This is a genomic window from Deinococcus koreensis (genome assembly GCF_002901445.1).
GTDB lineage: Bacteria > Deinococcota > Deinococci > Deinococcales > Deinococcaceae > Deinococcus > Deinococcus koreensis.
Genome location: NZ_PPPD01000002.1, coordinates 50,554 through 64,302, shown reverse-complemented (window position 1 = coordinate 64,302; position 13,749 = coordinate 50,554). Strand labels below are relative to the sequence as shown.

At 71.2% G+C, this 13,749-nt stretch carries 11 protein-coding genes; 4 read left to right on the top strand and 7 right to left on the bottom strand.

Annotation, left to right across the window (positions count from 1 at the left end):
- The first annotated feature begins 174 nt into the window (after positions 1-174).
- Complete coding sequence (locus CVO96_RS16900; protein WP_103313628.1) at positions 175-1,074, top strand: MerR family transcriptional regulator; 900 nt, start codon at positions 175-177, stop codon at positions 1,072-1,074.
- 237 nt (positions 1,075-1,311) lie between these two features.
- On the opposite strand, the gene CVO96_RS16895 is transcribed toward CVO96_RS16900, so the two are convergent.
- Complete coding sequence (locus CVO96_RS16895; RefSeq protein ID WP_103313627.1) at positions 1,312-3,294, bottom strand: alpha-amylase family glycosyl hydrolase; 1,983 nt, start codon at positions 3,292-3,294, stop codon at positions 1,312-1,314.
- Positions 3,295-3,453: 159 nt separating this feature from the next.
- Here CVO96_RS16895 and CVO96_RS16890 point away from each other — a divergent pair, with 159 nt between their 5' ends.
- Both CVO96_RS16890 and CVO96_RS16885 read left to right on the top strand, forming a co-directional pair.
- Complete coding sequence (locus CVO96_RS16890) at positions 3,454-4,239, top strand: lytic transglycosylase domain-containing protein (protein ID WP_103313903.1); 786 nt, start codon at positions 3,454-3,456, stop codon at positions 4,237-4,239.
- Positions 4,240-4,438: 199 nt separating this feature from the next.
- On the top strand, positions 4,439-5,356 hold the full coding sequence (locus tag CVO96_RS16885) for an aldo/keto reductase (protein WP_103313626.1): 918 nt from the start codon (positions 4,439-4,441) through the stop codon (positions 5,354-5,356).
- A gap of 22 nt (positions 5,357-5,378) precedes the next feature.
- Here CVO96_RS16885 and CVO96_RS16880 read toward each other — a convergent pair whose 3' ends face one another.
- The 6 genes from CVO96_RS16880 to CVO96_RS16855 form a co-directional block, all read right to left on the bottom strand.
- Positions 5,379-6,344, bottom strand: coding sequence for an NADP-dependent oxidoreductase (locus CVO96_RS16880; protein ID WP_103313625.1), 966 nt, complete (start codon positions 6,342-6,344; stop codon positions 5,379-5,381).
- The gene (locus tag CVO96_RS16875; RefSeq protein WP_103313624.1) at positions 6,341-7,267 is read right to left on the bottom strand and encodes an SDR family oxidoreductase; all 927 of its coding nucleotides are present in this window, start codon (positions 7,265-7,267) and stop codon (positions 6,341-6,343) included. Before CVO96_RS16875 ends, CVO96_RS16880 begins: the two co-directional genes overlap by 4 nt.
- A gap of 490 nt (positions 7,268-7,757) precedes the next feature.
- Positions 7,758-9,269 carry an ATP-binding cassette domain-containing protein gene (locus CVO96_RS16870; protein ID WP_207795356.1) on the bottom strand — a complete coding sequence of 504 codons (1,512 nt, stop codon included), beginning with the start codon at positions 9,267-9,269 and terminating at the stop codon, positions 7,758-7,760.
- A complete protein-coding gene (locus CVO96_RS16865) occupies positions 9,239-10,132 on the bottom strand; it encodes a branched-chain amino acid ABC transporter permease (RefSeq protein ID WP_103313623.1) in 894 nt (297 codons plus the stop codon). The genes CVO96_RS16870 and CVO96_RS16865 overlap by 31 nt, the downstream gene beginning before the upstream one ends.
- Positions 10,129-10,995: a branched-chain amino acid ABC transporter permease gene (locus CVO96_RS16860; protein WP_103313622.1), complete on the bottom strand. Its 867-nt coding sequence runs from the start codon at positions 10,993-10,995 to the stop codon at positions 10,129-10,131. The genes CVO96_RS16865 and CVO96_RS16860 overlap by 4 nt, the downstream gene beginning before the upstream one ends.
- An 84-nt stretch (positions 10,996-11,079) precedes the next feature.
- Entirely contained in the window at positions 11,080-12,243 is a 1,164-nt protein-coding gene (locus CVO96_RS16855; protein WP_165795404.1) for an ABC transporter substrate-binding protein, read from the bottom strand.
- 449 nt (positions 12,244-12,692) lie between these two features.
- Between CVO96_RS16855 and CVO96_RS16850 the strand changes: the two genes are divergently transcribed.
- Entirely contained in the window at positions 12,693-13,745 is a 1,053-nt protein-coding gene (locus CVO96_RS16850; RefSeq protein ID WP_341476187.1) for an aldo/keto reductase, read from the top strand.
- Positions 13,746-13,749: the final 4 nt, after the last annotated feature.

Genomic DNA, 13,749 nt, shown 5'->3' with positions numbered 1-13,749 from the left:
CGGATTGATTCCGAACACCGAACGGAGGGCCTTCGGAATTCGTGTGACCCGGCGCTGCCGGACATGCCCGCGCCTCCACCGCCTCGTGACCTGAGAGCGATGGGGGTACAGTGACCGGCATAGGACATCCAGAACCCACTTTCAGTCCGGCTCCCCGAGAAGGCGGTGATCCCCATGTGGAACGAGAGCGCCCGGAGGCCCGCCTCCCTGCTCACCATCGGCCGGTTCTCGGTCATGGTCGGCCTGTCGGCGCGCATGCTGCGGTTCTACGAGCTTCAGCAGCTGCTCGCGCCGGCCCACATCGATCCGCAGTCGAAATACCGCTATTACCACCCGGATCAGTTCACGCGGGCCGTGTATATCCGCCTGCTGCGGAATCTGGACATGCCGCTGCGCGACATCCGGCGCTTTCTGGACGAGCCGGATCTACCGGCCGCCGTGGCCCAGCTCGGCGAGCACCGGGGGCGCATCGCCGAGAAGATCGTGGTCTACGAGCACAGTCTGGAGGTGCTGCGCAGCATGGAAGCCCGTCCGGGCCAGCTCTACCCGGTGCGGGAGGTCCGTGTGGAGGCCCAGACCGCGCTCTGCCTGAGGTTCTGCATCCCCATCCACCGCAAGGATCAGACCCGCACCTTCGCGCTGGGCCGGCTGCGCGAGGCGCTGGTCAGGGTGGGCGCGAGGGCCGCTGGCCCGTGCTTTTCCAGCAACGACCTGCTGCCGGCGAGAGATCCCCTGGAGGCCTCCCGCCGGGAGCTGCAGGGCGATCCCTTCGAGGAGCGGCCTCACCTGTTCGGCGTGCCGGTGGTCGGGGCCACCGAGCCCCCGGAGGGCTTTGAGCTCTGCTGGACGGAGCCCCACCAGGCCCTCTCGACGCTGAACGTGGGCGGCTATGAGCCGATCCATCTGGCCCTGCAGTCGCTGTTCCACCACGCCGCTCAGGCCGACCTGACCCTCAGCACCCACTACCGCGAGCTGTACTGGACGAGTCCACTCGACACGCCCCGCAAGGAGCATTACCGCACCGAGGTGCAGCTCATGATCGCCCCTGCATCCCTTCGGCGACCTCCCCCATAGGATTCAGGGCCAAGCCCCGACTCCACCAGCCGGAGCGCACCGTGGAGGGCGTGCAGCGACGGAGTGGTGCGGCGGAATGGGGACGGCCCTGGAAGCGTGATGTCCAGCCATGACGCCTTCATCCCCCATGACGTCGGCTGCAGGCGGGCGAACCCGGTCATGCGCCCTCGACTCCCGGACAGCTCGCTGCGGCGCCGGATTCGTTTTGGCACTTGGTTCGTCCCACGTGGGTCGAGCCTAATTGAGGATCACCCGTCTCCGGCGGGGCTGCGCGGAACTGGGCTGGTGAAGCTGATCCACTGGGCTTTCCCAGATCAGCAGCCGCGTGCCCTGCCAGCTCAGGCGGGTGCTGCCCTCGGCCCCCGGGACTCCGGTCAGTTCCCCCGACTCCAGATCGCGCCAGCCGCCGGGCGGGAGATAGAGATCGAGCGTGGTGGTCTGCGGGCTGCGGCTGACCAGGCACATCACCCGGGAAAGCGTGCCCCCCTCGCCCAGTTCCCGGAGAAGCGCGAAGCTGTGCTCCCCCACGCCCACGAAGCGCAGGCTGCCACGCTGCAGGGCGGGGAGCGACCGGCGCAGCTGCACCAGGCGGCGAACCCCCTCCAGCAGTTCCCGGTTCCAGGCCGACTCCTCCCAGGGAAAGGTCGCCCGCGCGTAGTTCATCGAGTCGCCGTGAGGCTGCGAGAGCCCGATTTCACTGCCGTAGTACAGACAGGGCGCACCGGGATAGGCCATCAGCAGGCCCAGCGCGCCCAGGTAGCGCTCAGCATTTCCATCCAGACGGTAGAGCGCGCGGGCGATGTCGTGGCTCTCGAGCAGGTTGAACTGGTTCAGGGCCACCGGTAGGGGGAGAACCCGGTAGGCGTCCCACAGGTGGGCCACCAGCGCCTCCGTGTCGATGCGCTGCGGCTCGCCATCCTTGTCGCGGCCCGTCAGCCAGGTCATCACCGGCAGGCCGAAGCCGTGGTAGTTCATCACGCCGTCCTCGCCCCGCCCGTCCTGCAGGGCGTGCTCGGCATCGAAGAAGCGCTCGCCCAGCACGTAGGCCTGTGGATTCTCCTCGCGGGCCGCGCGCTTGAGCCGGCGGAGGATCTCCAGGTTCCCGCCGTCCGTACCGGCCGTGCCCATGCCCTGGGCCACGTCGAGCCGCCAGCCGTCGATGCCCCGACGCAGCCAGTGCCGGGTCACGCTGTCCGGCCCGTCGATAAACTCTCGGTACGCCGCCTCGTGGGTGTAGTCGAGCTTGGGCAGGGTGGGCACGTCGTAAAAGCCGTGGTAGGGCAGCTGGCCGGGGGAAGCGGCGCGGAAGGTGAAATAGTCACGCTCGGGGGCCTGCGGATCGGCCATTGCCCTCTGGAACAGCGCGTGTTCATTGCCTAGGTGATTGAAGACGCCGTCCAGCACCAGCCGCATGCCACGCCTGCGCAGCGCCGTGCTCAGGTGGTCGAAGGCCACCTCGCCTCCCAGGTGGGGATCGACCTCCCGGTAGTCGCTGGTGTCGTAGCGGTGACTCGAGGGGCTGCGGAAGATCGGGTTGAGCCACAGGGCGTTGATTCCCAGGGCCTCGAGGTACGGCAGGGCATCCTGTACGCCGGCCAGGTCGCCGCCGTAGAGGGTGTGGGCATCCTCGGCGATCGAGAGCGGTTCGTCCCAGTCCGGGGTGCGCAGGGGGAAGGCCCCCAGCGCCGCGCGCTCCAGCTCGGAGCGGCCCGGCGAGAGGGCCCCTATCACCTCGGGGTGCAGCTGGGGATAGGCGTAAGCGCCGGGCTCAGGCCGGGGGTGGCTTCCCCCGCGCCGAAAGCGGTCGGGAAAGATCTGGTAGAAGACGCTCTCCCAGACCCACTCCGGCGGCTGGTAGTCGGCCAGGACGCTGTACCAGTCACGGTAGCCCGGACACACCGGCTTCAGACCGGCAGTCGAGACGAAGAGCATGTCCTCCTCGAAGTCGAGTCGCCAGATATAGCGGTTCTGCAGGGAGCCGAGCCGGAGGTCGTAGGCATACCACTTCTCGGCCCAGCCCTCGTAAGGCGCCTCACATGGATGGGCGGCGAAGGCCAGGATCTCGCCGTGACGCAGCTCCAGCACCTGCACCCGGCGGGGCCGCAGGCGGGTTCGCAGTCTCAGGGTCACGGTGCCCCCGATCTCGGCCGTGGCCGGACAGGTGTGGGCTTCGGTGGCGTCGTGCCAAGCGGCAGGATCAGCCGTGAATGCTGGAAACATAGGTCACCTCAGGAGGATGTGGGGGCTCGGCGCTGTACCCAGCACTCTGAAGCCTGACAGCGTGTGAGGGTCAAGCGGCCAGCCCAGAGCAGCGGAGCTGGCTGACCCCATGTGGCGCAATGCCCGGGGGACGCAGGCCCGGTGGCTACGCTGGGCGCCATGAACCGCCTCCTCATTCCGCTGACGATCTGCGCCGCCTCATCGCAGGCTCTCGCCTGCAAGCCGTTGAGCGCAGAGCTGCAGGCCACCGTGACCCGCTCGGCAAGCACCTTCGGACTCGACGCCGGACTACTCACCGCCCTGATCTGGACGGAAAGTCGGTTCTGCATCGGGGCCGTCAGCCCGGTCGGTGCCCTGGGCCTGGGGCAGCTGATGCCACGCACGGCCGCCGCCCTCGGTGTCGATGCCCATGACCCCCACCAGAACATCTACGGCGCGGCCAAATACCTGAGGCAGATGTGGGACACGTTCCACAACTGGACGCACGCGATTGCCGCCTACAACGCCGGGCCCGGAGCGGTGCAGCGGTACCGCGGCATTCCTCCCTACGCCGAGACCCAGGCCTATGTCCGGAAGGTGCTGGGAGCCTACCAGCAGCCGACCAGCCCCCGCCCTCGGCCCGCGACTGCCGCAGTGGCAGTTCGATCCGGAACGTCCGGGGCGCCAGTCGCCACCGTACCCCTTCCCGCCCCTTATGAAGCCCCCAGGGCGCCGATCCGCACCGCTGCTCAGGCGGCGGCCCGTGTCCAGGCCCTCAGGCCAGCGCCTCCAGTGACCGCGGCGCTTCCCCAGACGGCGGCGGTTGGGCCAGCGTCAAACCCGGTGAAAGCGAACGCCCTGCAGCCAGGTCTGGTGCTTTACACGGTGGCCAGGCCAGCCCAGGCCACCCGGACTGGAGGTCTGAGCGTGTTCGACCTGTCGGCGCCGTCATCGACGATCCGCTAGCCCACAACCTGAGACGGCACGAACCGCACACCCTGCTGTAGACAGCCCCGAGGGTGGCCGCTCGAGGGTGGGCTGCGTCTGCCCGGGGGGGGCGGGCCGAGCCAAACGCGCCGTGCGCCGAGCGGATTGCTATGCTGCGCCTCCCGGGGCCGGGCAGCGCCATCTCCTGCCCGCCCCACCCGGTCAGGAGGACAGCCCTATGCGAACCATGAAACTTGGCAGCTCTCAACTGGACGTGCCGGTGGTGGCCGTCGGCTGTATGCGGATCAATGCGCTGGACATGACGGCGGCCGAACGCTTCGTGGGGGCCGCGCTGGAGCAGGGCGCGAATTTCTTCGACCACGCCGACATCTATGGCCAGGGACAGTGCGAGGAGATCTTCGCCGACGCCGTTCACATGAGTGCCTCGGTGCGCGAGGGCCTGATCCTGCAGTCCAAGTGCGGCATCCGTCCCGGCATGTTCGACTTCTCGCGCGAGCACATCCTGGCCTCGGTGGACGGCATCCTCAGGCGCCTGAAGACCGAGTACCTGGACGTCCTGCTGCTGCACCGCCCCGACGCGCTGGTGGAGCCCGACGAGGTGGCCGCCGCCTTCGACGAGCTGGAACGTGCCGGCAAGGTGCGCCATTTCGGCGTGTCCAACCAGACACCGATGCAGATCGAGCTGCTGAAGCAGTCGGTCAGGCAGCCCCTGGTCGCCAACCAGCTGCAGCTCAGCATCACCAACGCCACCATGATCACGCGCGGGTTCAACGTGAATATGGAAAACGCCCAGGCGGTCGACCGCGACGGCGGCGTCCTGGACTACTGCCGGCTGCACGACCTCACCATCCAGCCCTGGTCGCCCTTCCAGTTCGGCTTCTTCGAGGGGGTCTTCCTGGACAACCCGAAATTCCCCGAGCTGAACGCCAAGATCGATGAGATCGCGGCGAAGTACGGGGTCAGCAACACGACCATCGCCCTGGCCTGGCTGCTGCGCCATCCGGCGAAGATGCAGCCGGTGACCGGCACCACCACCGTCCAGCGCCTGCAGGACTGCTGCCGGGCCAGCGAGGTTCACCTGACGCGGGAGGAGTGGTACGCCATCCTGCTCGCGGCCGGGAACACGCTGCCCTGAGGCGGGTCAGGCCGGGACGGCTTCAGCTGCCCCCGCCCTCCACCACCGACACCACGACCTTGCCGCGCACCTCTGTGCCCTCGGCGTAGCGGTGGGCGGCCTGGATGTCGTCCAGCGCGAAGACCCGGTCGACCGGAATCTTCAGCTCACCGCTCTCGATCAGCCGGCTCAGGAAGGCCAGGTCGAGGCCGCGCTCGGCGGTTCTGACGGAGGCGAAGCGGGGCCCGCCGCGCCCCAGCATGGCGGCGGCGTCCGACAGGCGGTTGGGGAGGCCGCGCACGCTCACCAGCGTGCCCTGATCGCCCAGCGCCGGGCGCACCTGTTCGAAGCTCAGCGCCGGCGGGCTATCCAGAATCACGTCCCAGGGTTCGTGGGCCGCCGTCCAGTCCAGCTCCTCGGTGGACAGCACCACGTCGGCCCCCAGGGAGCGCACGTAGTCCAGCTTGGCGGGCCGGGCCACCCCGGTCACGTGCGCGCCCAGGATGCGCGCGAGCTGCACGGCGAAGGCCCCGATACCGCCCGAGGCGCCGTAGACCAGCACCCGCACGCCCGTCCGGCCGGGCTGCAGCCGCCCCTCGCCTCGCAGGGCCTGCAGCGCGGTCAGGCCCGAAAGCGGCACGGCGGCGGCGCTCACCAGATCGGTGCCCTGGGGCGCCATGCCCACGCGCGACTGCCGCACGGCCACGTACTCGGCCGCGCCGCCGCCCCGGTGCCCCAGCAGCGAGTACACCCGGTCGCCCGGCCGGAAGGCGGTGACCTGGGGCCCGCAGCCCACCACCTCGCCGGCCACGTCGAAGCCCGGAGTGAAGGGCAGCTGGCTGGCCATCAGGAGGCCCAGGCCGCCGCCCCGCAGGTTCAGGTCGGTGCCGTTGATGCTCGACGCATGCACGCGGATCAGCACCTCGTCGCGCCGGGGCGCGGGCCAGGCGACCTCGTCGAGCTGCAGCACGCCCGGATCGCCGAAGCGGTGGAAGCGGGCCGCCCTCATCCCGCCGCGCCGGCCGCGCTGGCCGGCGCCGGCGCGCCCCCGAACAGCGCCGCGTGCTGGCGTACCCAGTCCTCCAGCGGGGTCTGGGGCACGGGCAGCGCCCCGAGCACCCCGGCCATGTCGACCACCATGGCGTCCAGGGGTGCGGCGGCCGAGGCGCGGTAGGCGGCGACGATGCCGGCCTCCGCTTCCGGGCCCATCATGCGGCCCATGATGGCCCCGAATTCCTCGGGCGAGATGGCCTGGTAGCGGATGTCGCGGCCCAGGGCGCGCGTGAAGGCCTGCGCCATCTCCGGGCCGGTCAACGCCTGGGGCCCGCCCAGGTCGAAGGCCTGACCGGCCAGCTCCGGGCGCCCGAGGGCGGCCACCGCGAAGCGGCCCAGATCCTGCGCGGCGATCCACGAGATGGGCCGCTCTGCCTCGGTCGGGTAGGCCAGCACGCCCTCCTGCTGCAGGCGGGGCAAGACCCACGGCCCCAGCAGGTTTTCCATATACGCGTAGGGGCGCAGGACGATGCTGGGCACGCCGCTCTCCCGCAGCCCCTGTTCGAGGTGGATGCGGTAGTCCAGCATGGGCAGGCCGGTGCTCTGCCGGGGCGTCTGCCCGCTGGTGTTGAGCACCAGCAGCTTCACGCCGGCCTCACGCGCCGCCGAGATGGCGTTGTGCGCGTAGTCGAGCGGATTGCCGCCGCCCGTGAAGGGCAGCATCAGGAAGACCCGCTCCACGCCCTCGGTGGCGCGGCGCACGCTCTCGGGGTCAGCCAGATCGCCGGCCACCACCTCGGCGCCCGCCTCCTGCAGGGCGCGGTTCTTCTGCACGTCGCGCACCAGCGCCCGCACGCGGTAGCCCGCCGCCAGCAGACCGTGCGCCACCGGCGCGCCCTGCGTTCCCCCTGCTCCATAGGTCAAAACCAGTTCGTTCATGGGTGCCTCCAGCGGTGGACGACCGCCCACCTGAGCGTCAATCTCCGGAAAATCACGCTACCAGCGGCGATTCACTTTGTGAAGAGGTTTCATTTTGGTGGCATGGTTTCCGAAAAGGAACCACTGAGGGATAGACTGGTGCCGCCTGCCCTCGCTGCGCGAGACCGTCTGGGTGGGGCTGAGCGCCGGCAGTGTGGTGAAGACCCCACGGATCGGCAAGGAGGTCGTCGGCTGGATCCCGCTCACCGGAGGCGATGCGCGCTGGGCGGGGTCGATCTTCCCCCACCTGGATCACGCGCTGTTGCCGGGGAACACGCGGGCCCACGCCGAACGGTGGGCCGCTGGCGTGAAGGAAGGGGGTACGCTATCGATGACCAGACCGCCCTCAAGGTGAGCGGCGCGGCCCAGGTCGTGTCCGGGGGACAATGGAAGCGGCCGACCCCCTTGGATGGTTCAGGAAAGTTCTGGGCAGGCCCTGGCGGCCCGTCCCCTACACCCCCAGCAACTCCAGCACCAGCGCGCGGTTCCCGGCCAGGTGGGCGGCGTCGCCTGCCCAGGCCAGCGCGCCGTGGTCGAGCACGCAGACCCGGTCGGCCACCGCCAGCGCCAGATCGAGGTTCTGCTCGGCCAGCAGGACGGTCTCGCCGGCGCCTCGCAGCTGCAGCAGCACGCCTTGCACCACGCCGACCAGCTGTGGGCTGAGGCCCTCGGTGGGTTCGTCGAGCAGTAGCACTGCCGGGTTCTGCAACAGCGCCCGGCCGATCGCCACCATCTGCTGCTCCCCGCCCGAGAGGGTAGTGCTCAGGCTGAACCGGCGCTCGTGCAGGCGGGGAAAGGTCTCGTAGACGTGTGGCAGCGTCCAGCGGCCGGGCCGGGCCGCGAGACGCAGCTCCTCGTCCACGCTCAGCCCGGCCAGCATCCGGCGCCCCTGCGGCACCAGCGCCATCCCGGCGCGGCTGCGCTCCGCGGGCCCCAGCGCCGTGACGTCCTGGCCGGCCAGCGTGACCGTGCCGTGGACAGCAGGGCGCCAGCCCATCAGGGTGGTGAGCAGGGTCGTCTTGCCCATGCCGTTGCGGCCCAGCACCGCCAGCACCTCGCCGGGGCCGACCTCCAGCGACACGCCCTGCAGCGCGGTGGCGCGGCCGTAGGCGGCGCCCAGCCCCCCCACCCGCAGGAGGGGCGCCGGGCGGGCGGGCGCGGACGGGCGACCCGGGCGTTCCAGGGCGGCGCCCACATACACGGCCTGCACCGCTGCGCTGGCGCGGATCTCGTCCGGGGTGCCGGTGGCGACCTCCTCGCCGCCGCTGAGCACCGTGATCCGGTCGGCGAAGCGCAGGCAGAAGGCTAGGTCGTGCTCGATCAGCACCAGGGTCAGGTCGCGCGGCAGGTTCAGGATCAGGTTCGCCACCCGCTCCCGCTCGGGCGCCGAGAGGCCCGCCAGCGGCTCGTCCAGCAGCAGCAGGCGGGGGCGCTGCGCCAGCACCATCGCCAGTTCCAGCTGGCGCATCTCGCCGTGCGAGAGGGTGGCGGCGCTTTCAAAGGCCCGCCCGGCGAGGCCCATGCCCGCCAGCGCCTCCTGGGCCCGCCGGATCGCCTCCGTCTGGCCCGACAGAGGCCGCCAGAGCTGCCGCCGTCCCGGCAGCCCCGCCAGCGCGGCGAGCACCACGTTGTCCAGCACGCTTTCCTGCGGGAACAGGCTGCTGGTCTGGAAGGAGCGGGCCAGCCCCAGCGCCGCCAGCCGGCCCGGCGAGAGGCCGGTGATCGTGCGCCCGTCCAGGCTCACTGCGCCCGCGCTGGGCGGCGCCTCGCCGCTGACCACCCGGAAGAGGGTGCTCTTGCCCGCCCCGTTGGGCCCGATGACCGCGTGACGCGCGCCGGCCGGCACGTCCAGGCTCACCTCCCGCAGCGCCCGCACCCCGCCGAAACTCCGGCTGACCCCTTCCACCCGCAGGGCGAGCCCCGGCCCGGCGTTCACGCCCGCCCCCGCCGGGTCAGCGCCCACAGGCCGCCGCGCCCGCCCAGCACCAGCGCCAGCAGCAGCAGGCCCACCAGCCCGGCCCACAGGTCGGTGCGCGAACTGACGGCCGCCTGCAGGCCGATATACAGCGCGGCGCCCAGCACCGGCCCCCAGAGCGTCCGGGCGCCGCCCAGCAGCACCATGATCAGCAGCACGGCGCTCTGCAGCCACGCCAGGTCGCCGGGGGTCACGATGCCGCGGTGGGCGGCGCCCAGCGCGCCCGCCAGCCCGATGAACGCCGAGGCGATCAGCACCGCGCCGTAGCGGTACGCGAAGACCGGGTAACCCAGCGCGCGGGCGCGCGGCTCGTTCTGCCGGATGGCCTCCAGCACGCGGCCGAAGGGCGAGCGCACCAGCTGGGTCAGGACGAGCAGGCTCAGCGCGGCGGCGCCCAGCGTGAGCAGGTACAGGCCCGGCTCGCTCAGGCCGCTCTGGACATTCAGGCCGTCGGTGCCGCCGGTCACGGCCGTCCAGCGGTCGGCCAGCACCTGCAGCATCTGGGCGAAGGCCAGCGTGACCAGGGTGAAGAAGATGCCGCCCGCCCGCAGCGCCAGCGGCGCCGTGAGGGCCGAGTAGAGCGTGGCGACCAGGGCGCTCAGGGGCAGCGCGGCCGGCAGTGGTAGCCCTGCCCGCATCATCAGCGCCGCGGCGTAGGCACCGAGTCCCCACATCGCGATGTGGCCCAGCGGGGTCAGGCCCAGGTAGCCGACCAGCAGATCCAGCGCGGCGGCGGCGATGGCCCAGCACAGCGCCTCGGTCGCCAGGTACAGCGGGTAGCCGCCCAGCAGCGCGGGCAGCAGCAGGGCCAGGGCCACCCCCCCGATCAGCAGTGGGCGCGCCGTCTTCACGCGCTCCCCACGCGGCGGCCCAGCAGGCCCTGGGGGCGCAGGGCGATCACCAGGATCATCAGCGCGAAGGGAATGACCTCGGCCAGCGCCGGGGCGTACACCGCGCCGAAACCGCTCACCAGCCCGACCAGCAGCGCCGCGATGAAGGCGCCCTCGAGGCTGCCCAGCCCGCCGATCACCACCACGATCAGCGCGAAGAGGGTCATGCGGGCGTCCAGGGTGGGGCTCAGGGCCAGCTGCGGGCTGCCGACCGCCCCCCCGAAGGCCGCCAGCCCGATGCCGGCCGCGAAGGTCAGGGCGGAAATCTTTGGCACCGACAGGCCCAGCGTGCCGGCCATGACGGGGTCGGCCGTGACCGCGCGGATCTGCGCGCCCGCCAGCGTGCGGCGCAGCACCAGGCGCATGACCAGGAACACCGACACCCCCAGGCCGGTCACCACGAAGGGGTAGCTGGGGAAGAGCAGGCCGCCCAGCGTGAGCGGCCCGTCGAAGGGAGCGGGCGGCGACACCGAGCGGATGTCGGCGCCCCAGACCGCCCGGATCAGGTCGGCGAGCACGAAGCTCAGCCCCAGGGTCGCCAGCACCTGGGGCAGTTCCTGGCCGCGCAGCCGCGAGAGCAGCAGCCGCTCGGCCAGCACGCCCAGCGCCGCCCCGGCCAGGGTGGCGACCAGCACCCCCAGCCAGAAGGGCCCCGCCGCCTGCGTCACGGAGAAGCCGAGGTAGGCGCCCAGCACGTAGAAGGCCCCGTGCGCGAGGTTGGCGACCCGGGCCACCCCGAAGATCAGCGAGAAGCCGGCCGAGAGCAGGAACAGCAGCATTCCGAAGGCCAGGCTGTTCAGCAGCGCGAAGAGAGCGAGTTGCATGTCAGCGGTGGGCGGGGCGGGAGCGGGCAGGGGCGCCGGGCGACGAAGGCCGTGGCCCTCTCCGGCGAAGACCGGACGACCGGCTCACTTGCCCGGATCGGCGTAGGAGCCCAGGAACGTCACGGTCTTGTTGGTCAGCCCACCGGCGCCCACGACCACCTGGCGCACGTAGATGTTGTGCACCACGTTCTGCGTCGCCGGGTCGAAGCGGAAGTTGCCGTGCGGCGACGGGAAGGTCACGCCCCGCAGGGCGGCCAGCAGGGCGGCCTTGTCGCTCACGTTGCCGCCGGTCTTCTTCAGCGCCCCCACGATCACGTGGGCGGTGTCCCAGCCGCGCAGGGCGAAAACGCCGGGCGCGTCCCCATACTTCTTGCGGTAGGCGCCCACGAACAGCCGGTTCTGGGCGTTGTCCAGATCCTGCACCCAGGGCCCCACGCTGAGCGCCCCGGCGACGCCCCGGTCCACCGAGTCCAGCAGCTTCTCGTCGACCATCTCGCCCGAGACGGCGAGCTTGACGGTCTTGTTCAGGCCGAACTGCACGAACTGCTTCATGAACAGCACGGCGTCGCTGCCGCTCAGGAAGGCGTACAGCGCGTCCGGCTTCGCGGCGGCGATGCGCGCCAGGTACGGGCTGAAATCGGCGCTGCCCAGCGGGGTGTAGACCTCACCCGCCACCTTGCCCCCGGCCGCGGTGTACGAGGCCTTGAAGTCGGCCACCGAGTCCCGGCCGAAGGAGTAGTCCGCTCCCAGCAGGAAGGTGTTCTTGCTGACCTTGCCGGCCACGTACCGGCCGAAGGGGTGGCTGAACTGCCAGCCGGTGCCTGAGGCCCGGAACACGTAGGGGTTGCCGCGCTCGCGGGTCAGGCCGTTGCCCAGCGCGTTGAAGACCACCAGCGGCACCTGGGCCTTTTCCACCACCGGCGCCAGGGCGTAGGCGCTGGGCGTGAGCACCACGCCGGCCAGCAGGTCGACCCGGTCGGCGCTGATCAGTTTGCTGGCCTTGCGCAGCGCCACCGCCGGGTCGGCCTCCTCGTCCTCACGGACGAGCGTCAGGGCCCGGCCCGCGACCTTGTTGCCGATGGAGTCCAGGTACAGCGTCAGCCCGCGCCAGCCCTCCTCACCGATGGAGGCGTAGACGCCGGAGAAGGGCATGATCACCCCGATCTTGACGGCGCTGGCCTGGGCGCCTGCAGGGGGCGACAGGAGACTGAGGGTGAGGGCAGACAGGAACAGGGGGCGCGTGGGCATGATGGAACCTCCGGAAGCGGGCCCGCCGGGCTGGGGGATCGGCGTGGGCATGGGGACAAGGTGGGAGTCGACTCTGGCTGAGCCGGGACGAAGCCCGGGCGGCCACCGCCCTGTACGGTGCTGTGCCGCCAGAGAGGGGGCCAGAGGTTGTCCAGATGTGCCCCGAATTCGCGTGGAGCGACATGGACACAGGAGCCCCGCCGGCCGTGACCGTCACCAAGTATCCCAGGCTCCGGCACCCTTCAGTCGAGACGTCCCCCGGTGACGGGCGAGAGCGCCGGGCCTCGGCGCCGGGCGGACGTCTGGAACCCCTGCCCGGCGGGTCGGACAGCTTCGGCCGCCGACCGCCGGATTGGGGCGCGGTATGGTTGATCCTGCCACCTCAATGTGGACTCACTGCGTGGTGGGCCACTCGTTCATCTCCCTCCAGAGGCCCATACACCGACCCGTTGGACGACCGCGCCGCCCGAACCCCCTTCCCTGCCCCCGAGGTCTCCATGGTCTATTCTCCCCCGCCCGAGCGCTACGACACCCTCCCCTACCGCCGCGCGGGCCGCAGCGGCCTGAAGCTGCCGGCCATCTCGCTGGGGCTGTGGCACAACTTCGGCGGGGTGGATCGGCACGAGCACGCGCGGGCCATGGTGCGCACGGCCTTCGACGGCGGCGTCACCCACTTTGACCTCGCCAACAACTACGGGCCGCCCCCCGGCAGCGCCGAGGAGACCTTCGGGCGGCTGCTGCGGGAGGATCTGGCCCCCTTCCGGGACGAGCTGGTGGTCTCGACCAAGGCCGGCTACACCATGTGGCCCGGCCCCTACGGCGACTGGGGCAGCCGCAAATACCTGATCGCCTCGCTGGACGCCAGCCTGAAGCGCCTGGGCCTGGACTATGTAGACGTCTTCTACCACCACCGCCCCGATCCGGAGACGCCGCTGGAAGAGACGATGGCGGCGCTGGGGCAGATCGTCCGGAGTGGGCGGGCGCTGTACGCCGCCGTGAGCAACTACCCGGCCGACCTGACCCGCCGCGCGGCCGCCCTGCTGCGGAGTCAGGGCACGCCCTTCGTCCTGCACCAGCCCAGGTACTCGATGTTCGACCGCTGGCTGGAACCGGGCGGGCTGCTGCCGGCGCTGCGCGACGAGGGGGTGGGCGCCATCGTCTTCAGCCCGCTCGCGCAGGGCCTGCTGACCGACAGGTACCTGCGCGGCATTCCGGAGGACTCCCGCGCGGCCAGCGCCACCGGATTCCTGAAGGCCGATCAGGTGACCCCGCAGCGGCTCGCCCAGATCGCCGCCCTGAACGCGCTGGCGCAGGAACGCGGGCAGACCCTGGCCCAGCTCGCGCTGGCGTGGGTGCTGCGCCATCCGGAGGTCACCTCGGCCCTGATCGGCGCCAGCCGCCCGGCCCAGATCACGGACGCCCTGGGCGCCCTGAACGCCGGGCCGCTGGGCGAGGACGAGCTGGCGAGGATCGAGACGATTCTGACTCCGGCCGCCCCATGACCTC